At 69.6% G+C, this 19681-nt stretch carries 21 protein-coding genes, 1 tRNA gene and 1 pseudogene; 12 read left to right on the top strand and 11 right to left on the bottom strand.

What is annotated here, in order from left to right; genetic code table 11:
- Positions 1-153: 153 nt before the first annotated feature.
- The 3 genes from ACOZ38_RS38210 to ACOZ38_RS38200 are packed head-to-tail and all read right to left on the bottom strand — an operon-like array spanning position 154 to position 1429.
- Positions 154-654, bottom strand: coding sequence for a DUF6328 family protein (locus ACOZ38_RS38210; protein WP_424535832.1), 501 nt, complete (start codon positions 652-654; stop codon positions 154-156).
- Positions 651-899 (bottom strand): hypothetical protein, encoded by a 249-nt coding sequence (locus ACOZ38_RS38205; protein WP_424535831.1) that lies wholly within the window; start codon positions 897-899, stop codon positions 651-653. The genes ACOZ38_RS38210 and ACOZ38_RS38205 overlap by 4 nt, the downstream gene beginning before the upstream one ends.
- Positions 896-1429, bottom strand: a complete 534-nt coding sequence (locus tag ACOZ38_RS38200; RefSeq protein WP_424535830.1) for a DUF1360 domain-containing protein — start codon at positions 1427-1429, stop codon at positions 896-898. Before ACOZ38_RS38200 ends, ACOZ38_RS38205 begins: the two co-directional genes overlap by 4 nt.
- A 123-nt stretch (positions 1430-1552) precedes the next feature.
- Between ACOZ38_RS38200 and ACOZ38_RS38195 the strand changes: the two genes are divergently transcribed.
- On the top strand, positions 1553-2134 hold the full coding sequence (locus tag ACOZ38_RS38195; RefSeq protein ID WP_424535829.1) for a hypothetical protein: 582 nt from the start codon (positions 1553-1555) through the stop codon (positions 2132-2134).
- A gap of 175 nt (positions 2135-2309) precedes the next feature.
- On the opposite strand, the gene ACOZ38_RS38190 is transcribed toward ACOZ38_RS38195, so the two are convergent.
- Positions 2310-2675, bottom strand: coding sequence for a PRC-barrel domain containing protein (locus ACOZ38_RS38190; protein WP_405140976.1), 366 nt, complete (start codon positions 2673-2675; stop codon positions 2310-2312).
- Between the two features lie 247 nt (positions 2676-2922).
- Here ACOZ38_RS38190 and ACOZ38_RS38185 point away from each other — a divergent pair.
- The 3 genes from ACOZ38_RS38185 to ACOZ38_RS38175 all read left to right on the top strand — a co-directional run bounded on the left by ACOZ38_RS38185 (position 2923) and on the right by ACOZ38_RS38175 (position 4212).
- Positions 2923-2999 (top strand) — tRNA-Lys (locus ACOZ38_RS38185).
- Positions 3000-3281: 282 nt separating this feature from the next.
- The gene (locus tag ACOZ38_RS38180; protein WP_424535828.1) at positions 3282-3728 is read left to right on the top strand and encodes a hypothetical protein; all 447 of its coding nucleotides are present in this window, start codon (positions 3282-3284) and stop codon (positions 3726-3728) included.
- A 169-nt stretch (positions 3729-3897) separates the two neighbouring features.
- Positions 3898-4212 (top strand): hypothetical protein, encoded by a 315-nt coding sequence (locus ACOZ38_RS38175; RefSeq protein ID WP_424535827.1) that lies wholly within the window; start codon positions 3898-3900, stop codon positions 4210-4212.
- A 452-nt stretch (positions 4213-4664) separates the two neighbouring features.
- Here the strand turns inward: ACOZ38_RS38175 and ACOZ38_RS38170 are convergent, their stop codons facing one another.
- From ACOZ38_RS38170 to ACOZ38_RS38160, 3 genes are all read right to left on the bottom strand, one after another.
- Positions 4665-6830 (bottom strand): hypothetical protein, encoded by a 2166-nt coding sequence (locus ACOZ38_RS38170; protein ID WP_424535826.1) that lies wholly within the window; start codon positions 6828-6830, stop codon positions 4665-4667.
- Complete coding sequence (locus ACOZ38_RS38165) at positions 6827-7579, bottom strand: hypothetical protein (protein ID WP_424535825.1); 753 nt, start codon at positions 7577-7579, stop codon at positions 6827-6829. Before ACOZ38_RS38165 ends, ACOZ38_RS38170 begins: the two co-directional genes overlap by 4 nt.
- Before the next feature lie 360 nt (positions 7580-7939).
- Complete coding sequence (locus ACOZ38_RS38160) at positions 7940-8224, bottom strand: hypothetical protein (protein WP_424535824.1); 285 nt, start codon at positions 8222-8224, stop codon at positions 7940-7942.
- 312 nt (positions 8225-8536) lie between these two features.
- Between ACOZ38_RS38160 and ACOZ38_RS38155 the strand changes: the two genes are divergently transcribed.
- From ACOZ38_RS38155 to ACOZ38_RS38145, 3 genes are read left to right on the top strand one after another with little or no spacing between them, the layout of a single operon-like run.
- A complete protein-coding gene (locus ACOZ38_RS38155) occupies positions 8537-8929 on the top strand; it encodes an MEDS domain-containing protein (RefSeq protein WP_424535823.1) in 393 nt (130 codons plus the stop codon).
- 8 nt (positions 8930-8937) lie between these two features.
- Positions 8938-9279 (top strand): STAS domain-containing protein, encoded by a 342-nt coding sequence (locus ACOZ38_RS38150; RefSeq protein WP_424535822.1) that lies wholly within the window; start codon positions 8938-8940, stop codon positions 9277-9279.
- A complete protein-coding gene (locus ACOZ38_RS38145; protein ID WP_424535821.1) occupies positions 9272-10045 on the top strand; it encodes an anti-sigma factor RsbA family regulatory protein in 774 nt (257 codons plus the stop codon). Before ACOZ38_RS38150 ends, ACOZ38_RS38145 begins: the two co-directional genes overlap by 8 nt.
- A gap of 187 nt (positions 10046-10232) precedes the next feature.
- Here ACOZ38_RS38145 and ACOZ38_RS38140 read toward each other — a convergent pair whose 3' ends face one another.
- The 3 genes from ACOZ38_RS38140 to ACOZ38_RS38130 form a co-directional block, all read right to left on the bottom strand.
- Positions 10233-10565: an isoamylase early set domain-containing protein gene (locus ACOZ38_RS38140; protein ID WP_424535820.1), complete on the bottom strand. Its 333-nt coding sequence runs from the start codon at positions 10563-10565 to the stop codon at positions 10233-10235.
- Positions 10566-10749: 184 nt separating this feature from the next.
- Complete coding sequence (locus ACOZ38_RS38135; RefSeq protein ID WP_424535819.1) at positions 10750-11103, bottom strand: STAS domain-containing protein; 354 nt, start codon at positions 11101-11103, stop codon at positions 10750-10752.
- 183 nt (positions 11104-11286) lie between these two features.
- Entirely contained in the window at positions 11287-12336 is a 1050-nt protein-coding gene (locus tag ACOZ38_RS38130; RefSeq protein ID WP_424535818.1) for an NAD-dependent epimerase/dehydratase family protein, read from the bottom strand.
- A 204-nt stretch (positions 12337-12540) separates the two neighbouring features.
- On the opposite strand from ACOZ38_RS38130, the gene ACOZ38_RS38125 reads away from it, so the two are divergent.
- The 5 genes and pseudogenes from ACOZ38_RS38125 to ACOZ38_RS38105 all read left to right on the top strand — a co-directional run bounded on the left by ACOZ38_RS38125 (position 12541) and on the right by ACOZ38_RS38105 (position 18205).
- Positions 12541-13515 (top strand): LysR substrate-binding domain-containing protein, encoded by a 975-nt coding sequence (locus ACOZ38_RS38125; RefSeq protein WP_424535817.1) that lies wholly within the window; start codon positions 12541-12543, stop codon positions 13513-13515.
- Between the two features lie 102 nt (positions 13516-13617).
- A complete protein-coding gene (locus ACOZ38_RS38120) occupies positions 13618-16809 on the top strand; it encodes a M28 family peptidase (protein WP_424535816.1) in 3192 nt (1063 codons plus the stop codon).
- 83 nt (positions 16810-16892) lie between these two features.
- Complete coding sequence (locus ACOZ38_RS38115) at positions 16893-17111, top strand: hypothetical protein (RefSeq protein ID WP_424535815.1); 219 nt, start codon at positions 16893-16895, stop codon at positions 17109-17111.
- Positions 17035-17226 (top strand): annotated as a pseudogene (locus ACOZ38_RS38110) (carbohydrate-binding protein); the annotation flags it as partial. The gene ACOZ38_RS38115 and the pseudogene ACOZ38_RS38110, both read left to right, overlap by 77 nt.
- Before the next feature lie 40 nt (positions 17227-17266).
- Positions 17267-18205: a hypothetical protein gene (locus ACOZ38_RS38105; RefSeq protein ID WP_424535814.1), complete on the top strand. Its 939-nt coding sequence runs from the start codon at positions 17267-17269 to the stop codon at positions 18203-18205.
- 38 nt (positions 18206-18243) lie between these two features.
- Here ACOZ38_RS38105 and ACOZ38_RS38100 read toward each other — a convergent pair whose 3' ends face one another.
- Positions 18244-19506, bottom strand: coding sequence for a PP2C family protein-serine/threonine phosphatase (locus ACOZ38_RS38100; protein WP_424535813.1), 1263 nt, complete (start codon positions 19504-19506; stop codon positions 18244-18246).
- Positions 19507-19681 lie beyond the last annotated feature (175 nt).

Here is a 19681-nt window from a genome sequence, read left to right as displayed (position 1 = left end):
TGACAAATGCCTCATTAACGTGTTTGCGAATCAACTCTTGCTATCGCGAGATTAATGTTCAAGTAACAGCCAAGCAGGGGGCTGACCAGCGCAAATGTTCGGGCGCCCCCACGTCGCCCGACGTGTGAGGCGCCCGTCCGACCGTCAGTACACCTAGCCCTCCTGGGCGTGGGCCCGCCTGCGGTGGCGCGAGACGAGCGGCTCCACGAACCACAGCCAGCCGCTCAGCCCCGCCACACCTCCCGCCAGCAGCGCCGCCGGCAGGATGCCGAGGAAGGCCTCCACGACCAGCCCGGTCGAGCAGGTCATGGAGACGGCCAGCGCGATGCCTCCCACGACGCCGAGCCGGTTGGCGCGGTGAAGCATGAGCTCCTTCAAGGAGCTGCGGAAAAGGATGCGGTGCTGCGTCGCCGGGGCGATGAGGCAAATGGAGGCCACGGCGGCGCTCAGCATGGCCGCGTAGAACAGCCACCGTCCGGCCTGGTCGACTTTTCCGAAACCTGTGGAGAAGGGAAGCGTCAGGAGAAAGGCGAACAGGACCTGAACGCCCGTGGCCGCCACCCGTAACCCCTGGAGGAGCTCGCCGAGTTCACGGTCGACCCGTTCTTTGTGGCTCTCGTCGGACTCGGGCCCGGCCATGTCACTCAACGTCATCTGTACTTCCTGATCCTCTCGCGCCTGTGCGCCCTGACCATGCGCCGCACGGTGAAGAGAGCGCCCGCCAGTGCCGCGTAGGCCAGGATCCCGAGGAGCACGGTCAGCCACACGGCTCCGGCCAGGCCCGCCACCACGCTGAGCAGGGTGCAGGCCACCAGTCCCAGCGCGGCGAACGCGAACCACTTGCCGTAGGGGTTGTGCTGGAAGGCCTTCAGCGACGTGCTGAAGGAGATCTCGCTCATGACTCCTCCTTGGACGGCTCCTCCGTCGACTTCATCAGTCGCGCGTACCCGAGTTGTAACCAGTCGGAGACGGCGACGGCGGACATGGTGGCCCCCATGAGGCGGGTGACTCCGGGGGCGAAGACCATGCCGGCGGCGTAGGCCGTGGCGACCCACTGCGCGACGCAGAAGGGACAGGTCACCAGCTCGCCGACGGCATGCTTGACGCCGTGGCCGCGAACCTCTTCCCTCAATTCGGCAGGTCCGCTTACACCGGCGTAGCGTGTGAAGGGTGCCCGGAACGGGCTCGTGACCGGGTCCTTGGTGATCGTCCGGGAGAGTCGGTGTGTGCTCAGCCCCATGAGGAACAGGTCCATCGGGGAGATCCGTCCCGGTGCTCTGGCGCCCGTCAGCTTGCCGAGGGCGAGCAGTCCCGCCACCGCGCCGCCGTAGACGCCGAGAACGCGCAGGTAAGACCCAAGCGGCCGATCGGCTCCGTTCTCGTAGGCCCGTTCCTCCTTACGAAGTGTGTTCGTGAATATGTTGGTCATAGGGCGCCGTCTACCCTTCCATGGCGCGACCATGCGCCGTGTTTGTCCTGCGAACAGGGCGGGTAGGTGCGATCTTCAGCCTGCGCTCGTTGGGGGTGAGCCTTGGGAAGTCACACGCACGAGGTGACCGACGCGATCATCGACACGTTGAAGCGCGCCGGGTCCGTGCTCAAAGCCGAGGGGGTGCGGTTCGCCCTCGCCGGAGGCTGCGCGGCCTACGCCCGAGGAGCGGCCCCTTCGCTGCACGACGTCGACTTCGTGCTGGTGGAGGAGGACGTGCCCCGCACGCTGGAGATGCTCAGGGAGGTCGGCTTCCGCACGGCAAGGCCGCCGGAGGACTGGCTGGTCAAGGCGTTCGACGAGGGCGACAGGCTGGTCGATCTGATCTTCAGGATCGAGGAGCGCCCGGTCACGCCCGAGATGATCGCCAGAGCCACCATGATCAACACGGCGGCCTTGAGCCTGCCGGTGCTGGACGCGACCGATCTGGTCATCTCGTGGATCCTGCCGATGTCGGAGCACAGCTGCGACTACGGGTCGATGCTGCCGCAGGTCCGCGCGCTGAGAGAGCAGGTCGACTGGGACCGGGTCGCCATCGTCGCGTCGGTCTCTCCGTACGCCTCGACGTTCCTGACCCTCCTCGACCGCCTCGGCGTGGCCTGCCCCAAGCCCCCACCCGACGACGCCGACACCCGCTGGCCCTGACCCTGCCCCGAAGGCGCCCGGAGACCCTCGCGCGGACGGTGCTGGAGACCGTCGCGCCGGGTACCTCTCCCGCCCGGCGGTGCTGGAAACTCTCGCCCCGACGGTGCTGGACACGCGGAAGGCCGCGCCTTCGCGGCGCGGCCTCCGTTCGTTCGTTTCCTGGGCGGGTGATGGCCTAGAGGGTGCCCGGCCCGAAGGGGAAGCGGCCGTAGTAGTCGCCCACCTGGTTGCGGTACGCGGGCTCCTTGAACGCGGCCTCGTCGAACTCCGGAGAGTCCTTGATCTCCTGCTTGGTGCGGCTGAGGTAGACCTTCTTCTCCTGCGGGTCGATCTGGGTGACCGTGCTCGCGGGAAGCATGACCTTCTTGCCGAAGATCCAGGGTCCGGTGTCCACGATCAGGTAGCTCTCGCCGACCTCGTACGTCGCCTCGTCCACCGAACCGATCTTGCCGTCCGTCGCCTCGACGTGGTATCCGACCACGTCGAAGTTCTGGTTGGCGCCGGTGACGGTCGGGCTGTAGCTCCAAAGATCCTGCTGCATGTTCGCGTTCTCCCTTCGATTGACTTCGTCGGGACTCTCCGCTCTACCCGCTCACTTCCCGCCAAACATCGTCACGCGGATACGTCCGCCTTGCCCGGCGGTAAGCCCGGCGCTCGACCGGTACGCCGGCACGTGCGATCCTGGAGTTACACGCCTGGTGGAGCCGGGGAAGACACGCCCGGTAGAGGGTGAAGCCGGGCAGATGTCACAGCCACCCCGTTTGTACCGCTAATCTAGACGTGGTCGCGCGCCGCTAGCTCAGTTGGTTAGAGCAGCTGACTCTTAATCAGCGGGTCCGGGGTTCGAGTCCCTGGCGGCGCACCACGGTTCACACCGATGACCTGGGCATCCTCCACGCGATGGGGGGTGCCCGTAGTCATTTCCGGCCCTGCGCGGGTTCTTCGGTCGTTACCGGGTCTCCTGCGCTCCGGTGGGACTGCTCCTGCTTCTCGCTCAGAGGGTGTACACCGGTACCCGCCTTGGAACGCGCCGACGTGCCATCGGCGCCGCCGGTCGCCGCGGCCGAACTCATAGATCCGCTCGCCGGCGGACGATCGCTCGGGAGCACACTGGACCGCTGATCGATAAGGCACAAGGATGAACACCGTGGCTTCAGATCCGCTCCAGGTGCTGTTCCCCCTCGTGGTCCTGCTCGCGGTGGTCCTGTACGGCGTGCTCCTGGCCAGGAACGGCGATCTGGCCGCTGTGGTGGTGTCGGAAGGAGGGGTACTGATCAGGCCGCGGGGCGTGTTCAAAGTCCTGTCGTTCCGCTGGAGCATCCGGATTCCGGTCGACGCCATCGCGGGAGTTCATGTGATGGACGCGGGCGACCTCGATCCGCCCGGCATGCGTTACGGGGCCACGCTCTTTCCTGGCCTGACCGCGGGCACCTTCATCGGACCGCAAGGCACGTCGTACTGGCTGGCCGGCCGCACCAGGCGGTCACTCAGGCTGGAGTTGAGCGACGGGCCGCTGAACCGAATCGTGGTACAGGCCGGCGACGACCCCAACGCCCTCGCGGTACGCATCAGGAACCTGGTTCGGGACCGTTAGACCGCGAGCTCTCGACCGCAGGTCCACCGCGGTGCTCAGCCGGTCGGCCGGCAGGAGACGTTCCCCGGCTGGCTGGGACGGCACGCGGTGATGAGAAACGGCCTTGCTAGGTCCTCCTTGTCCCAAAAGGGCGACGGATCAAAAGCTTTCGATGAGACAGGAGCAGCCGTTGACGTACGTTCGCAGCTCTTCAATGGTCATCGCGATCATCTGCGCCTCCGTCGCGCTGTCGTACGCGCCGGGTTCTCCCGCGGTGGCCGAGTCGGCACCCGCCTCCTCCGCCGGGTCCGCCTCCGCAGCGGCATGGACGCCGCCCCCCGGGTACGACTTTGAGGCCACCTTCGTCGGCGGTGCCACCCCGTGCGAACGGGCGGGACAGGCGGGGGTTGGAGGCGGCAGGTGGAACGCTTATGTGTGCCACGAGACATTGCGCAAGCTCACCGATCTGTTGTTCCTGTACGGAGACCTGTACGTCAGCGGGTGACAGGCCGGCCGGGTACGGGAGATGGCTCCAGAGCTGGATGCGAGGCGGGTCGGCGAGGTTCCGCAGTTAGATGACTACTCTTGGGTACGAACTACAAAGTGCGACGTTGCGCTGATGTGGCGCTGGGGTCGTTGTGGGATCGGAGGTCATGAAACGATCCGCCACTATCCGGCATGGTCTGGCATCAGAATCAGCGGAGTCGGGGACGAAACGGCACGAATTTGCACGTCCAGTCTTGGTACGGGACGCAACGAGTCTGCTGGCCGCTGACTCTTAACCAGCGGGTCCGGGGTTCGAGTCCCTGGCGGCGCGCCAGTGAGAAAGCCCGAGTCAGTGTCACTGACCCGGGCTCTTTTGGTATAGGGCGTGCACGGAGGTCCGCTGCTCTCGGCCCGCACGATCTTCGAGATCCTCCGCGGCGGTAACGACGACACAACGCCCCGAGTCCTGGGTTAAAGGCGGGGGGCAAGGGCCGTGCGGAGACGGACCCAGGCGATCAGAGCCCAGCGATGCCGGTCGGGAAGCAGGATCCGGGTCAGGATGGTCTCTTTGACAGGGCGATGATCGCGGATCCCGGCGTCCCAGGTCCGGACCATGTCGGTGAGGCGCTGCCGGTTGCGCGGGTCGTTGCTGGCCGCGGTGACGAGCGCGGAAACCAGGGGCTGGCGAAGTTCCTCTCGGACGGCGGCGGTGTTCAGCCAAAGTGACAGGGCTTCGTTGAGATCAGGAAAGTCACCGGGACTACTTAGGGCGATGCGCCAAGGCGCGGTGCAGGTCAGGGGGTTGATCCGGGGGGTGGTGTTCAGGACCGACGGGAGGCCGTCCGAGTCACGGGTGAGCACCAGGGAGAGGAAGAGTCTGGTTCCGAAGGTGCTTCGCGCGTTGGTCGTGGCCATGCGGCCGTCGCCGCCCGCGGCGAGGGTCAGGGCCTGGTTCAGGACGGCGCCCCGGTGTTCGGCCGCCAGTGCCTTCGCCCAGGCGAGGAGGTGTGGTCGGAGGCGAGAGTTGCCGTTGGTCACCAGCAGATCGATGGTTTGCAGGATCGCGTGCAGCTCGGTGGCGCCGAAGAGCGGGAGGAGATCGAGCAGGAGGCGTGTCGCGATGTCGAGTCGTCTCACCGCGTCGTTGTAGGACCGGTTGACGGATGTCCTGGCCCAGTGCAGGGCTGTCGTGAATACCGCTCCGGGATCGAGTTCTGCCAGCGACCGGGCGACCTCGAAGACTTCGTCCCGTACCTGTTTGTTGCCGTGGGTCGCCAGATGCTGGAGCCTGGTCAGGGCGATTGGCAGGTAGGTCTCACCGAGAACCTGGCAGACGCGGGCGATCGTGAGCTTCAAGGTCTGTGATGTCTGGCTCTGCGTTGACCATTCGTAGAGCTTCTGGCGCACCCGACCGCCGACGACCGGATGCAGACAGGTCTCGGCTAGCGCGATATACGCGAGGTCAGAGCGGGTTCCCCCTGCCCAGAGATGCGCCATCTGCGTGATCTTCTCGTGCGCGTTGTATCCGGCAGCGAGTTCGGCGAACTTCTCGACGAGCCGGTGACCTAGCGTGGGCTCCAAAGCCAGGACCTTGTCGGTGGGCAGATCGGACAGCCAGGACAGCAGTTCCATCCGGGCCAGCGGATACTCGGTGCAGACGTGCGGCAGGACCGACTCGGCGTAACCGTGACGCCGGAAGACGATCCGCTCGTTGTCTCGCCAGGTGGCTAGCAGTACGCACAGGCCGGTCGTCGGCGTCCAGGCGAGGCCGCCGCCCGGTGGCTTGATCTCCAGGTGCCGGGCCAGCGACAGCGCCGCCGCGTAGACCTGGGTCTCGTCAGCGGGCTCGATCGTCGCCGCGGCGATCATCAGGGTCTGATCCAGCAGCTCGGAATGATCACTGAACCAGGTGCGCAGTTCTTCGGCCCAGCCAAGGTAGGCATGCTCCACGTCGAGCGTGTCACCCCCTTCGCGGGAAATGATCTCGACGAGCTCCGCAAGACGGCTCGCATCGCCGGGGGACGCGCTTTTCAAGAGTTCCAGCCCCCGCTGCCAATGCGGCCAGCCTGACTCTCCGAGGCCTCGCCGGGCGAGATGGCTGAGGTAGACCGCTTCAGCGGGCGGCGCCTCCACTTCGATCGTCGCCTGGAAGCCGGCGAAGCGGCGCTGCTCTGCGGCTGTCCCTATGACGATGGCGAACCCGTCGGACATGCGCACGGCCTCCAGAAAGGACCGCAACCGCCACGGGTCTTCATCGTGCGCCCTTACCAGGTATCCGTACGCCTCGGTCTTGGCCGCCACCTCGCCGACGTCGTCCTCCCCCGCAGAGAAGGACTGGATCCGTATTCCGGGGCGCACGTGTCGCAGCACCGCGATGGCCGTCGTCGTCATGCCGTCGCCCTCCGGCCCGCAGAGTGCGATGACGTTGTCGCGGGCGAGGACGGCGGCGATCCGGTCGTGGTTGAGCGCGGGAACATAGACCGCCACCCGTTCGGCGATCTGCGCCTCAGAGAGGATCATCGAGGGACGGCCCCGGACATTCTTGATCACCTGGACGACGAGATCCCTGCCGACGGTGTTCCCGATGACGTTCTGGGATTCGTCCCCCTCGATCGTCACGTCTTCGATGATCGTCATGACTGCTCCGCGTTGAGGTCGCCGCTCACGAGGTTCCCGAGTACGTTCTGCGATCGCTTCCCGCTGATGGTGATTCCGTTGAGTGAGATAGCTCCAGTTGTCGGCGGCGCGGTCGGAGCAGGCTCCGTGGCCTCCACTGCCGGCAGAGGGTCCAACGTTCCAGAGGGAGTGGGGATACAACGGTAAGCAGGGCGAGAAAACTGCTTCACGGTCACCTCCACGGGAGTGAACTGGCTCTCCCGCAACGTGGTACGCCCGCCTGCGACATAAGTAGTGAAGACCTCCTCCGACAGCAGAAGAACGACGAAGGTGACGCTAGGGTCGCTCTGCCGCAGGGCCTCGCGAAGTGGCTCGCTGTCCAGCAGGCGACAGACGTCGATGGTCGCGGTGGAGATGCCTGGTGCCTCAGTTCGCTCGTCGTCCACGAGTCCGACGTGCAGCGCGACGCGCAGGCGAAGCGTGAGCGTCTTCGCCCTTAGTTCGGGCGCCACCGCGGCGAGCGCGTCCTGAAGCCGGAAGGGAAAGCGATCGACGAGCGCGGGGATCGCCTCGTAGGGCAGAACTGCGAGTATCCCGTCGCCCGTGCTCTCCAGGAACCGGACATCCCTCCATACTTCCGCCAGACCGCTCGACACACAGGCCGCCTCGAGGGCGTGGCGTATCTCCATGTGGAGGCGTGGCAGGTCGATGTCACGGTGCGTGCTGAACTTCTCGGCATCCACGGCGAGTAATGCGGTGTACTTTTCCATGGACAGGACTCCCTGATGAGTGGTCGGTCCTGCCAACAGTGCAGCCGAATCATCAGAGATGTTGTCTTAAATCAGACATCGCCATGTCCCGAAGCGGCCAGGATGCGGAGCCTCGCCGAATGGTCGAGACAGCCGACTGGCTGAGACCTACTTCCAGTGCCGAGAGCGCTCGCGTGCGGCTTTAAAGCACGGCGGCTTCCTACTGCGAGAGCCGTTGACGTGCCCCAGGTGGAGATGGGTTTAGTGAGTTACTCCGAGGGTTCCGCCTCGTGGACGACATGATTGCGCTGGCATGACGGCCCCGCTGGCGTGGGCTTGAAGATGATCGGACTGCCCGGGGCCGGGCCCGGGCAGGTGCGGTCAGGCGTTCTTGCCGGGGTGGGTCGGGGTTTGGCCGAGGGCGCTGGCGGCGGCGGACTTCTCCGTCTGGGTCGAGTTGGAATCGCCCAGGGTCTTGGCGGCGGCCGATGCCGCCTTGGAGCGGGTCTCTCCCTTGCTCTCCGGGGCCTGGGACAGCGCGCTTGCCGCGGCGGACTTCTCCGCCGGGGCCGACGCGGAGTCCGCCGAAGCCGACTTGGTGCCCGCCAGCGTCTTGGCCGCGTCCGAGGCTGCCTTGGGGCCAGTCTGTCCTGAGTTACTCGCCACGATCTCACCCTTCTTCGAACCGTATCCGCATCCCGGGCCGGTGATCACGGCTACCCGGCCGCGGAAGACTCAAACGGGTCCCCTGGCCATGGGTTGTCCGCTTTACCGGACAAGGGGGTCGGGGGCGGTTCGGCGTATGGTGGAGTCAAGGTTCGGTCATCGGAATGGATGTGCGATGTCTCCACCGGGTGCGGTGGTGCCGGTGCGGGAAGCCGGTGCCGGTCGGCATCAGTGTGGAGTGTTCGACTCGGATTCCGCGCGCAGGAGGATGACGGCCGAGGCCGTACGGGCGGGCCTGGCAGGCGGGCAGCGGTGTTGTACCTCACCGCCAGGCGGGAGGCCCTGGACGAGATTCGGGCCCATGACGTCGATGTGGATGACGCGCTGGCGGGCGGCCGGCTCGCGGTGTCCGCCGCCGCCGGGACCTACCTCTCAGGCGGGTTCGCCCCGGGCCGCATGGTCGCGGTGCTGCGCGACGCGGTGGACCGCGCGGTGGCCGACGGCTATGACGGCATGTACGTTATCGGCGAGATGTCCTGGGCAGCTTTTGGTGACGTCCCCGGGGCGGAGCGGTTGGGCGAGTACGAGACGGCGGTGGACGAGGTGTGCGCCACACGCCCCGTGACGACCCTGTGCCAGTACGACCGCCGTGACTTCGACGTACCAAGGCTCACCGAACTCGTGGGTCTGCACCGAAGGTGGTGAGCACTCCGATGGTCTTCGAGATGGGGCTGTTGCGCATCGTCGCGGTGCCCAGTGGCAGCGGCGCGGAGCAGCAGGTCTGGCTACGGCTGAGCGGCGAGGCCGACGTCTCCTCCGGCGACGCGCTGGAGCAGGCCCTGGTTTTGGCGGGGGCGTCCGGGACGGGGGACGTGCATGTCGACCTCGCCGACACGCGTTTCATCGATGTGCGCGCGGCACGCCAGTTCACCCAGGCCGCGCGCGGTCTGCGATCCGATCGCAGGCTCGTGCTCCACAACGCGCCCCCGGTGGTGCGTCGCTTGATCGGGCTGTGCTGGCCCGCGCTCACGGGTTTGGAAGTGGCCAATGTCTGAGACCGTCGACGATCCCTCGAAGCTCGCCCACCTGGCGATGTTCTACTCCGGCACCGACGACTACCTGGACGGGGTGCTCGGCTTCCTGCGTGCCGGACTGACGGACGAGCAGCCCGCGTTCGTCGCCGTTCCCGGCCACCGGCTCGCCATGATCCGCGACGGGCTGAACGGCCAGGCCGACCGGGTCGCCTTCGCGGACATGAGCGAGATGGGGCGCAACCCCGCCTGGATCATCCCCAAGGTGGCCGCGTTCCTCGACGCCCACGAGGGGCGGGCGGTGCGCTACGTCGGAGAGCCGATCTGGGCCGCGCGCACCCAGGAGGAGATCAGGGAGGCCACGCGGCACGAGGCGCTGATCAACCTTGCCTTCGCCGGCCGCGCGGCGGCCATCCTGTGCCCCTACGACACCGCCCGGCTCGACGCGACGACGCTCGCCGATGCCGAGTACACGCATCCGACCCTGGTGAGCGGGGGAGCCGAGCGGGCCAGCGCCGCCTATCGCGGCGCGGCCCTGTTCCCGGAGAGCTGCGACCGGCCGCTGCCGCCGGTCCCCGCCCACGCCGCGAGCCTCGTCTACCGCGACGACCTCGCCGCCGTGCGGGCGCTGGCCGCCGGGCACGCACGGCGCGGCGGCCTCGACGGTGATCGTGCCGACGAGCTCGTGTTCCTGGTCAACGAACTGGCGACCAACACCCTGCATCACACCTCGGGCCCGGGCACCCTGCACGTCTGGCTGACCCGGGAAGAGATCGTCGTCCAGGTGTGAGACGGCGGGCACATCGCCGACCCCCTCGCGGGCCGGTGCCGCCCGCCCGCGGGCGCCGGCCACGGCCATGGACTGTGGGTCGCCCATCAGCTCGGCGATCTGGTGGAGCTGCGCTCCGGTCCCTCCGGCACCACGATCAGAGTGCACGTGGGAGTGCCTGAGCCGCTGACCCCGTGACGCCGGGAGGTCAGCTCGCGGAGACCGGGGCGGTCCTGCCGTTGACGTTGGAGACCTCCGACCGCGCGGGGTCGAGATGGCCGCCCTCGCGGTCGTGCCGGTCGGCGTCGGCGTCGTCGAACCAGACTCCGCCGTCGCCCAGATAGCGGAAGCAGATGGACCGGTCGGCGGGGACGGCGATCGTCACGTGGTAGACGTCGTCCTCCTGCCGCATCGGATGGGCGTAGGGGTCCCAGTCGTTGAAGTCGCCGACCAGGGAGAGGCCGGCCGGGGCCTGGTCGACCGGCACGGTGAAGGTGAATTCGACAAGCCCGTTCTTGGTGGGGCGCCCACGTTTGATCATCGTTTGTCCTCCAGCAGCCGGTCAGGTCCGCGACGAGAGAACGTACGGTCTGACCTGCGAGTTTCGCGGAAAAGCTGCCCCCCGGACAGCCGTATCTGCGTCCTACCCGTGGCCGTCTTCGGCGATTCCTGGCCGCGTGCCAAGCGCAGCCATGGATTCGCCCTGGCCCGGGCAGGAGATCGGGTCAGTGATAGGCGGGCATGAAGCCGTCCGCGCTGTCGGGATGGAAGTCGGTCGTCAGAAGGACCTCACGCAGCCCGGTCAACTCGAGCACGCGGTGCAGGAAGCCGTGCACTCCGCTCAGCCGCAGACGGCCACCGGCGCGCTCCGCCGCGGCCTGGCCCTCCATGAGGGCGTCCACGCCGGTCACATCGCAGAAGTCCAGGGTGGACGTGTCCACCACGAGCGTCGCGTGCCCGCTGCGTACGAGATCGTGGAGGGTGCCGGCCAGAAGGCCGGCCGTCGCGAGGTCAAGGTCGCCCGCCAGTCGCACTACGGTGACCGGCGGATGGTGTGACACGGAAATTGTTAATTGCATGGCTATCTATGGACCTTCATCGGATTTGGGGCTATTTCCAAATCACGCTACCCCTCGATATGTCTTCAAGGGGTAAGGCCGCGGCCCGCTGCTCGCCGTGCCAAATCACGCTTTTCCCGAGGGAATTCACGCGCCGGGCAAGTACGCGGAAAGAACGAAGGCCCGCGTCAGGAAGGGCGGGGGTCAGAGGCGGCGTCCCACCCCGGTGGACAGCTCGTGGACGCGCCCGCGCGCCCCGGCGTCGGGCTCCAGCGGGGGCGTGTCCATCCCGGCGGCGCTCCCCATGCCGGCGATCAGCTCGCGGATGGCCTGCAGCGCGGTGCGGCGCGGCTCCCAGCCGAGCTCGGTACGGGCGCGCGTGGTGTCCATCACCGGGATCCGCAACGCCATCTCCAGCAGGCCGGGCGAGGCCGGGATCAGGTGCAGGTGCCACCCCGCGGCGACCGCGGTCCTCGCCACCCACGGCGACACGGGGACCAGGCGCGCCCCGAGCAGCTCGGCCAGCTTGGCCGGCTCGACGGGTGGCTCGGCGGCGAGGTTGAACGGCCCGGAGACGGGCCGGGTCACGGCCAGGCGGTATGCCTGCCCGGCGTCGTCGGAGTGCAGGGCCTGGATCCGCAGCCCGGGGATGTCCGGCACGAACGGCACCCGGCCGGGACGTACCAGCCGCTGCGGCAGGAAGGGCCCCGCGAACAGCCGCCGCTGCTGGGTGGCCGCCTCCCGTTTGAAGATGAAGCCCGGCCGCATCCGTACGACGCGGATGTCCGGGTGCTCGTACTCGAAGAGGTCGAGCACCCCCTCCAGGTAGGCCTTCTCCCGCGAGTACGCGGCGCGCGGCCAGCCGTGGGTCGGCCAGCTCTCGTCCACCGCCTCCCCGTCGGGGCCCGGCGAGTACGCGCCCACGGACGAGGCGTGCACCAGGGCGGGCACCTCCGCCTGCGCGGCGGCGCGGAAGACCCGCATGCCGCCGAGGACGTTGGTCCGCCAGGTGACCACGGGATCGTGGGTGGGCTGGAACAGCCACGCCAGGTTCACGACCGCGTCCGCCCCGGAGAAGATCTCCGCGAGGTCGGCCGTGGCGATGTCGGCCGTGCGCCACTCGGTCCTGCCCGGCTGCCTGCCCGGGGACCGCCTGGCCACCCCGACGATCGAGGTGACGGCCGGGTCGGCCTCAAGAGCGGAGACCACGCTCGTCCCGACGTTCCCCGTCGCGCCTACCACGATTACTCGCATAAAGAGACGGTTGCCCTCCGTGCACGCGCCGAAACGCTCCGGCACCCCAAGGTCAGGACGGCTCGTCCGGCTCACTAGGTGCCCTGAACCCGGTCGCCTTGTGCGAGCCGTCGCCCATCGTGCCCGGCCGGGCGAGGGTGAACCCCGGGACGGCCGGCGGCCTTGGGTCTACTCTAAAGTTTCTTTACTTATTACGCTCTTCGCGTGGACCTAGAAGTGCGTCACCTGCGTGCCGTCTGCGCGATCGCCGACCACGGGAGCATCTCCAAGGCCGCCGCCGCGCTGAAGACCTCCCAGCCGTCCCTCGCCGCCCAGCTCCGGCGCATCGAGTCGATGTTCGGCAGCGCCCTGTTCGAGCGGGGGCGCGAGGGAGCCAGGCCGACCGCGCTCGGCGCCTGGGTGCTGGCGCGGTCCCGATCCCTGCTGCCCGCCTTCGAGGAGCTGCGCCGCGACGGTATGAGGTACGCCGGCCGCAGGCTCGTCCGCGTGGGATGCATGTCGAGCCACCTCGCGGTCCACGTCATCAGGACGCTGCGCGAGCTGCTGCCGGACGCCGAGGTCAGCATGCGCACCGAGGAGGCGATGGACGTGCTGCCCAGCCTGCTGCGCTCGCAGCGGCTGGAGCTGGCGACGCTGGCCGACTACCCGGGCCGCGCGCTCGTCCCGCCGCCCGGGGTCGGCTACACCCCGGTCGCGCACGAGCCCATCTTCGTCGGGCTGTCGGCGTCGCACCCGCTGGCCGGGCGGGCGGAGGTCGAGCTGGCCGACCTGGCGGGGGAGGAGTGGTCGCTGCCGGTGATGATCGAGGTGGGGCACCGCGAGCACTTCGCGGAGGCCTGCGCGGCGGCGGGGTTCGTCCCGAGGATCGGCTGCGAGGCGACGCTCAGCGTGGCGGTGGACCTGATCGCGGCCTCGCGCTGCGTCGGCATGTTCCAGGCGACCAGCAGGGGCTACCCCGGCATCGTCATCCGGCCGCTGGCGGGCACGCCGCTGCGCTTCCGGCACCTGATCGGCTGGACGGAGGCGGGACCGGTGGACCCGAAGGTCGGCGGCCTGGTGGCGGCGGTGCGGCGGGCGTACTGGGCCGACGCCGGTGACACGCCCGCCTACCGGTCGTGGCTCGGGCGCCACGGGCCACTGCCGCAGCCGCAGACCGACGCCCATAGCGCCCCGGTATAGGAACCTGCGGGGTTACCCGCCCCGTGCCCCGGATGCCAACGTGTGGTTCAGCCCCGGCCGGGCTCCTCCCTCAACCCCCCAAAGGGACAGGAGTCACCAGGAGTGAATCCCACCTTCAGGTCAGGCGCGCTCGCCGTCATCACGGCGGTCGCCCTGACCGCATCCTCTCTCATCGGGGCGGCGGGCGCCCCGGCGTTCGCGGGCCGTGCCACGGCCCCCGCCCCGCCCGGTCCCGACGCGCGCCAGCGGGCCGTCGCCAGCGCCGCAAGCGCCCTGACCACCTCGGCGAAGGCCCTGCACGCCGCTCCTTCCGACGACTTCACGCTGGTCAGGAGCATCGCGGGCACGCGGGGCCTGCAGTACCTCACCTACGCCCGCACCCACGCCGGCCTGCCGGTGTACGGCGGCGAGGTGATCGTCTCCACCGACACCTCCGGGGAGGTCGTGCGGTCGGTCACCACCGGGCAGCGCACCGAGCTGAAGGTCGGCACCGTGCCACGGGTGACCGGCGCCGCCGCCGCGCTAAAGGCACGCGGGGCGCTGACCTCGGTCGACAGCGTGAGCGCGCCCACGCTCCTCGTGCAGGCCGCGCTCGCCACGCCGAGGCTCGCCTGGGAGGTGGTGGTCACCGGCAGGAAGGGCGACGCCCCGAGCACCCTGCACGTCTACGTCGACGCGGTCGACGGGCGCGTCCTGGACTCGTGGGACGAGGTCAGGGACGGCACCGGCCACGCCTTCTACAACGGCGACCCGGTGACGATCACCACCTCGGGCTCCACCGGCTCCTACTCCATGACCGACCCCGGCCGCCCCGGCCTGCGCTGCGGCGGCCAGGGTGGCACCGCCTACACCGGGGCCGACGACGACTGGGGCACCGGCAGGGGCACCGACCTGGAGACCGCCTGCGTCGACGTGCTCTACGACGCCCAGACGGAGTGGAACATGCTCCGCGACTGGCTGGGCCGCAGCGGCTTCAACGGCCAGGGCGGCGCGTTCCCCGCGCGGGTCGGGCTGGCCGACGTCAACGCGTACTGGAACGGCCAGTACACCAACTTCGGTCACAACCAGGCGGGCAGCCGGCAGGCGACCACGATGGACGTGGTCGGCCACGAGTACGGCCACTCCATCTTCCAGTTCTCCGGCAGCGGCGGCGCGGGCAGCGGCAACGAGACCGGCGGCCTGAACGAGTCGACCGGCGACATCTTCGGCGCGCTCACCGAGCACTACGCCAACCAGCCCGCCAACCTCGACCCGCCGGACTACCTGGTGGGCGAGGAGGTCGACCTGACCGGCCAGGGCGAGATCCGCAACATGTACAACCCGCAGGCCAAGGGCGACCCGAACTGCTACTCGTCCTCGATCCCCTCGACCGAGGTGCACTCGGCGGCCGGCCCGCAGAACCACTGGTTCTACCTGCTCGCCGAGGGCACCAACCCGGCGGGCAAGCCCGCCAGCCCCACCTGCTCCGGTTCGGGGCAGCTCACCGGCATCGGCATCCGCAAGGCCGGTGAGATCTTCATGGGCGGCCTGAACCTCAAGACCGTCCCCTGGACGCACGCCAAGGCGCGGGTGGCCACGCTGAACGCCGCCAAGTCGCTCTACCCGGGGAGCTGCGCCGAGTTCAACGCGGTCAAGGCCGCGTGGTCGGCCGTGAACGTCCCCGCCGTCGGCGACCCGACCTGTACGGCGACCCCGGGCAACGACTTCGGCCTCTCGGTCAGCCCGAGCTCCGGCAGTGCCCAGCCGGGCCGGTCGGTCACCTCCACCGTGGCGACCACGGTCACCGGGGGCGCGGCCCAGCAGATCACGCTCAGGGTGGCGACCCCGCTGCCCGCGGGGGTCACGGCGACCTTCAGCCCCGCCACGATCACCGCCGGCCAGAGCGCGACGCTGACGCTGGCCACCGCCTCGACCACGCCCACGGGGTCCTACTCCATCAGGATCGTCGCGGACGGCGCGGACGTGGACAGGGAGGCGGTGTACGCGCTGACCGTCGGCGCCGCCCCGCCCTCGACGCCCGACATCCCGGTCGCCAACGTCACCGCTCACCTGAGCCAGCTCCAGGCGATCGGCAGCCGCCCCTCGCCCTCCGCCGGCTACACCAACGCGCTGAACTACGTGAAGGGCAAGCTGGACGCCGCCGGATTCACCACCCGCGTGCAGAACTTCACCTACGGCGGCCAGACCCACTCCAACCTGCTCGCCGACTGGCCGGGCGGCCCGTCCGGGCCCACGGTCATGCTCGGCGGCCACCTCGACAGCGTCGCGGCGGGCCCGGGGATCAACGACAACGGCTCGGGCTCGGCCACGCTGCTGGAGGTCGCGCTGACCCTGGCGGCACGCAACCCGTCCCTGACCAGGCACGTGCGCTTCGCCTGGTGGGGTGGCGAGGAGCTCGGCATGCAGGGTTCGACCTACTACGTCCAGAACGGCGGCGCGTCCGGGGTCGAGACGTACCTCGACTTCGACATGACCGCCTCGCCCAACGCCGGCTACTTCGTCTACGACGACGACGCCGCGCTGCGGAAGGTGTTCGACGACTACTACGCGACGCTGAACGTCCCCACCGAGCCGGAGACCGAGGGCGACGGGCGCAGCGACCACACGCCGTTCAAGAACGCGGGCGTGAAGGTCGGCGGGCTGTTCACCGGCGCGGAGACGGTCAAGACGGCGGCGCAGGCGCAGAAGTGGGGAGGTACGGCGGGGCAGGCGTTCGACCGCTGCTATCACTCCGCCTGCGACACCTACCCGGCCAACATCGCCACCACGGCGCTGGACCGCAACGCCGACGCCGTGGCCTACGCGCTGTGGAAGCTGGCCGTGGGGGACACCCCGCCGCCCGCCGACGACTTCACCGTCTCGGTGAGCCCGTCGTCGGCGTCGGTGCAGGCCGGGCAGCGGGCGACCGCGACGCTGGCCACGCAGGTCAGCTCGGGCGCCGCGCAGCCGATCACGCTGTCGGCCTCGGGGGCTCCCTCCGGGGTGACGGTGACGTTCGCGCCGCAGACGATCACCGCCGGGCAGGGGTCCACGGTGACCGTCGCCACCTCGGCGAGCACCCCCGCCGGCACGTACGCCATCACGCTCAACGCCCACGGCACCAGCGCCGACCGCTCGGCCGCCTTCACGCTCACCGTCGGCGGCGGGCAGGGCACCACCTGGCAGCCCTACACCGCCTACGCCGCCGGCGACACCGTCACCTACCAGGGCGTCACCTACCGCTGCCTGCAGGGGCACACCTCCCTGCCGGGCTGGGAGCCGCCGAACGTCCCCGCGCTCTGGCAGCGCAGGTAACCGCTCGGCACGCGCACGACCGTACGAGGCGGGCGGCCCGTGACACGGCCGCCCGCTCCATCGACCATCGACAAGGAGACCTCATGGAAGAGGAAAGGCCCGCGGGCATCACCCGCAAGGCCCTGCTGAAGGCGGCTCTGATCGTGACCCCCATGCCACTGCTCCTCGGCCGCACGCCCGCGCTGGCCGGCGGCTCGCAGGCCGCCGGCGAGCCGCTCGCTCCCACGCACCCGGCACATCCACGTGAAGGCGCAGGCGCCGAACCGGCCCGTGCTCACGACCCAGCTCTACTTCCCCGGTGAGCCCCGCAACAGCACCGACACCATCTTCGACCCCGAACTGCTGATGGACGTCCGCGCGGCAGGCTCGGGCCGGGAAGGGACGTTCGACTTCGTGCTCAACGTCCCCGGCTCATAGGGTGTTGGGTGACCATCGGGCCCTCAGGTAAGGGGTTGGTGTGGACCTTTGCGCGGCGGCGAGCGAGCTGTACGAAGGCACGCCCGAAGACTTCGTGGAGAGGCGCAAACACCTGGCCGCCGAGGCCAAGAAGGCGGGCGACGCCGGCCTGGCCAAGCGCATCGGCGAGCTGCGGCGCCCCACCGTGTCGGCGTGGGCGGTCAACCGGCTGGCCCGTTCTGATTCCGGCGAGCTGGCGCGGCTGCTCGACCTCGGCGCCGAGCTGCGGTCGGCGTGGGCGTCCGGCGAGCCGATCGGCGGCATGGACCAGCGGCGAGGCGAGCTGATCTCCGGCCTGGTCCGCACGGCCCGGTCGCTGGCGAGCGAGGCGGGACGTCCGCTGCGCGAGCCGGCGGTCCGGGAGGTGGAGGACACCCTGCACGCCGCGACGATGGACCAGGCGGTCGCGGAAGAGGTGCGCGCGGGCTCGCTCGCGCAGCCGCGGAGCTACGCCGGGTTCGTTCCCGCCGGTGAGCCCGCCGGGCCGGGCGCGGCGGCGACCGGCGCGACCGTACGGCCGGCCGCCGGCCGGCGGGGCGAGGTAGCCAAGCGGGGCGAGGCCGCCAAGCGGGGCGAGGCCGCCAAGCGAGGCGGTGGCGCCGTGGGGAAGCGGGCCGGGAAGCCGGACGAGGCTGCCGGGAAGCGGGAGGAAGAGGACCGGCGCCGGCGGCTGGCCGAGCAGTCGGCCGCCGCCGACGCCGAGGCGCGCGACGCCGAGCGGGCCCTCGCCGAGTGGGAGTCGGAGGCCGGCGACGCCGATCGGGCCCGCGCGGCCGTCACCGAGGAGGCCGAGCGGCTGCGCGGGGAGCTCAGGGCCGCCCTCGACCGGCAGGAGACCGCCGAGAAGCGGCTGAGCCTCGCCGAGCGGGAGCGCGGCCGCGCCGCCCGTCGCGCCGCGGAGGCCCGCCGCCGCGCCGACGAGATCCGGCGCAGGCTCTGAGCGGTGGAGCAGGCGGGGCTGTCACAGGGTTGGCCGGGTCACAGGCTCAGCTTGCGGTGGCTCGCGCCGTGCCACTCCACGAGCAGCGCCGTGGCGTCGTCGTCGAGCCGGTAGTCGTGATATTTCATGACGCTGCGCGTCAGCCGGCGCAGCGTCTCCGGCACGGCCAGTCCGTCGATGGTGCTGCGGATGATGAAGTCGACGAACCGGTTGAGCCCGAACTCCTGACCCTGGCGGTTGCGGGCCTCGGTGATGCCGTCGGTGTAGAGCAGCAGCCGGTCCCCGGGTTCGAGCTGCTCCCGGCAGAGGGAGATGGGGATCCCGAGGTCCAGGCCGAGGGGATGGGAGGGCAGGCATTCGAGCCGGGTGACCCAGCGCCCGCCCCGGATCACCACGGGAGGATGGTGGCCGCAGTTCACCCAGCTGAACATGCCGGTCGGCACGTCCAGCTCGGCCAGGACCGCCGTGGCGAACCGCTCGCCGGCGCCGAACTCGTCGATCAGGGCCTTCTCGATCGCCTCGCCGGTGTGGACCAGGCCGGCGCCCTGATGGCGGCTGCTCCGGCAGGCGGCCACGGCGAGGGAGGCGGTGAGACCTGCCGAGGCGTCGTGGCCCATGGCGTCGAACACCGCCAGGTGCAGGGTGTCGCCTGCCATGCCGTAGTCGAAGGCGTCGCCGCTGATCTCGTAGGCGGGTTCGAGGGTCGCCGCGATCACCACCTTGCGGGTGGCGAACGTCAGCGGGGGCATGAGGTTCCACTGCATCTCCGCCGTCACGTTCATCGGCCGGGTTCGCACCAGCCGGGAGTAGGTGTCGCTGTGGGCGCGCTTGCTGACCACCAGCAGCGCCACGGTGGACGCGAGGTGCCGCATGTCGTCCTGGGTGCGCTCGCCGATCTCCCGGGCGCTGACGCGGATCACGCCGAGCCGTTCCGTGCCGTTCAGCAGCGGTACCCACCACCAGTCAGGATGATCTCCCGCGCCCGTTTTCGCGACGATCTGGACGTGCTGGAACGACTTCCCCGCGAGCGTCCCGTCGATCCGCAGACTGGCGGTCTCCTCGCCGGCGCACCCGGCCCGGCGGGTCAGCGGGCGAAGCGTCTCCTGCTGCAGGTCGGCCAGATAGACCAGGACGTCGTGCAGGCCCGCCTTCGCGGCGTTCTCGGCGATCAGTTCGGGCAGCTCTTCCAGGGCCGTCAGGTGGCTGGCCTCGATCAGCTCGGCCAGCATCGCCGCACCGCCCGCGGAGATCTCCATCGCGGCGCGCTCCCGATCGCCGTTCACGGCGGGTACGCCTGACATGACGCGCCTCCTGTCTCAGCAGTACCCGTTGCACGACGGCCGAACGAACATCTCGGGCAAACCCTTCCTATAGCCCATCCCGCACGTGACCCGCGGAAACGTGCGACCGGGGTAGGCATGAGAGCAGGCCCTCGTCGTCTCGCGCGACCGGGGCGCTCTGGCGGGCGGCGTGCCG

Source organism: Sphaerisporangium viridialbum, assembly GCF_049674955.1.
GTDB classification, from domain to species: domain Bacteria; phylum Actinomycetota; class Actinomycetes; order Streptosporangiales; family Streptosporangiaceae; genus Sphaerisporangium; species Sphaerisporangium viridialbum.
Note: the sequence above shows the minus strand (reverse complement) of the source record. Positions and strands in the feature narration are given on the sequence as shown.

Coding starts and splice junctions, on each gene's coding strand:
- ACOZ38_RS38200 (WP_424535830.1), bottom strand. CDS start 1,429: ATGACCAACATATTCACGAACACACTTCGTAAGGAGGAACGGGCCTAC.
- ACOZ38_RS38130 (WP_424535818.1), bottom strand. CDS start 12,336: ATGCGAGTAATCGTGGTAGGCGCGACGGGGAACGTCGGGACGAGCGTG.
- ACOZ38_RS38115 (WP_424535815.1), top strand. CDS start 16,893: ATGGAAGAGGAAAGGCCCGCGGGCATCACCCGCAAGGCCCTGCTGAAG.
- ACOZ38_RS38150 (WP_424535822.1), top strand. CDS start 8,938: ATGGTCTTCGAGATGGGGCTGTTGCGCATCGTCGCGGTGCCCAGTGGC.
- ACOZ38_RS38135 (WP_424535819.1), bottom strand. CDS start 11,103: ATGCAATTAACAATTTCCGTGTCACACCATCCGCCGGTCACCGTAGTG.
- ACOZ38_RS38140 (WP_424535820.1), bottom strand. CDS start 10,565: ATGATCAAACGTGGGCGCCCCACCAAGAACGGGCTTGTCGAATTCACC.
- ACOZ38_RS38170 (WP_424535826.1), bottom strand. CDS start 6,830: ATGACGATCATCGAAGACGTGACGATCGAGGGGGACGAATCCCAGAAC.
- ACOZ38_RS38145 (WP_424535821.1), top strand. CDS start 9,272: ATGTCTGAGACCGTCGACGATCCCTCGAAGCTCGCCCACCTGGCGATG.
- ACOZ38_RS38205 (WP_424535831.1), bottom strand. CDS start 899: ATGAGCGAGATCTCCTTCAGCACGTCGCTGAAGGCCTTCCAGCACAAC.
- ACOZ38_RS38190 (WP_405140976.1), bottom strand. CDS start 2,675: ATGCAGCAGGATCTTTGGAGCTACAGCCCGACCGTCACCGGCGCCAAC.
- ACOZ38_RS38100 (WP_424535813.1), bottom strand. CDS start 19,506: ATGTCAGGCGTACCCGCCGTGAACGGCGATCGGGAGCGCGCCGCGATG.
- ACOZ38_RS38165 (WP_424535825.1), bottom strand. CDS start 7,579: ATGGAAAAGTACACCGCATTACTCGCCGTGGATGCCGAGAAGTTCAGC.
- ACOZ38_RS38210 (WP_424535832.1), bottom strand. CDS start 654: ATGACGTTGAGTGACATGGCCGGGCCCGAGTCCGACGAGAGCCACAAA.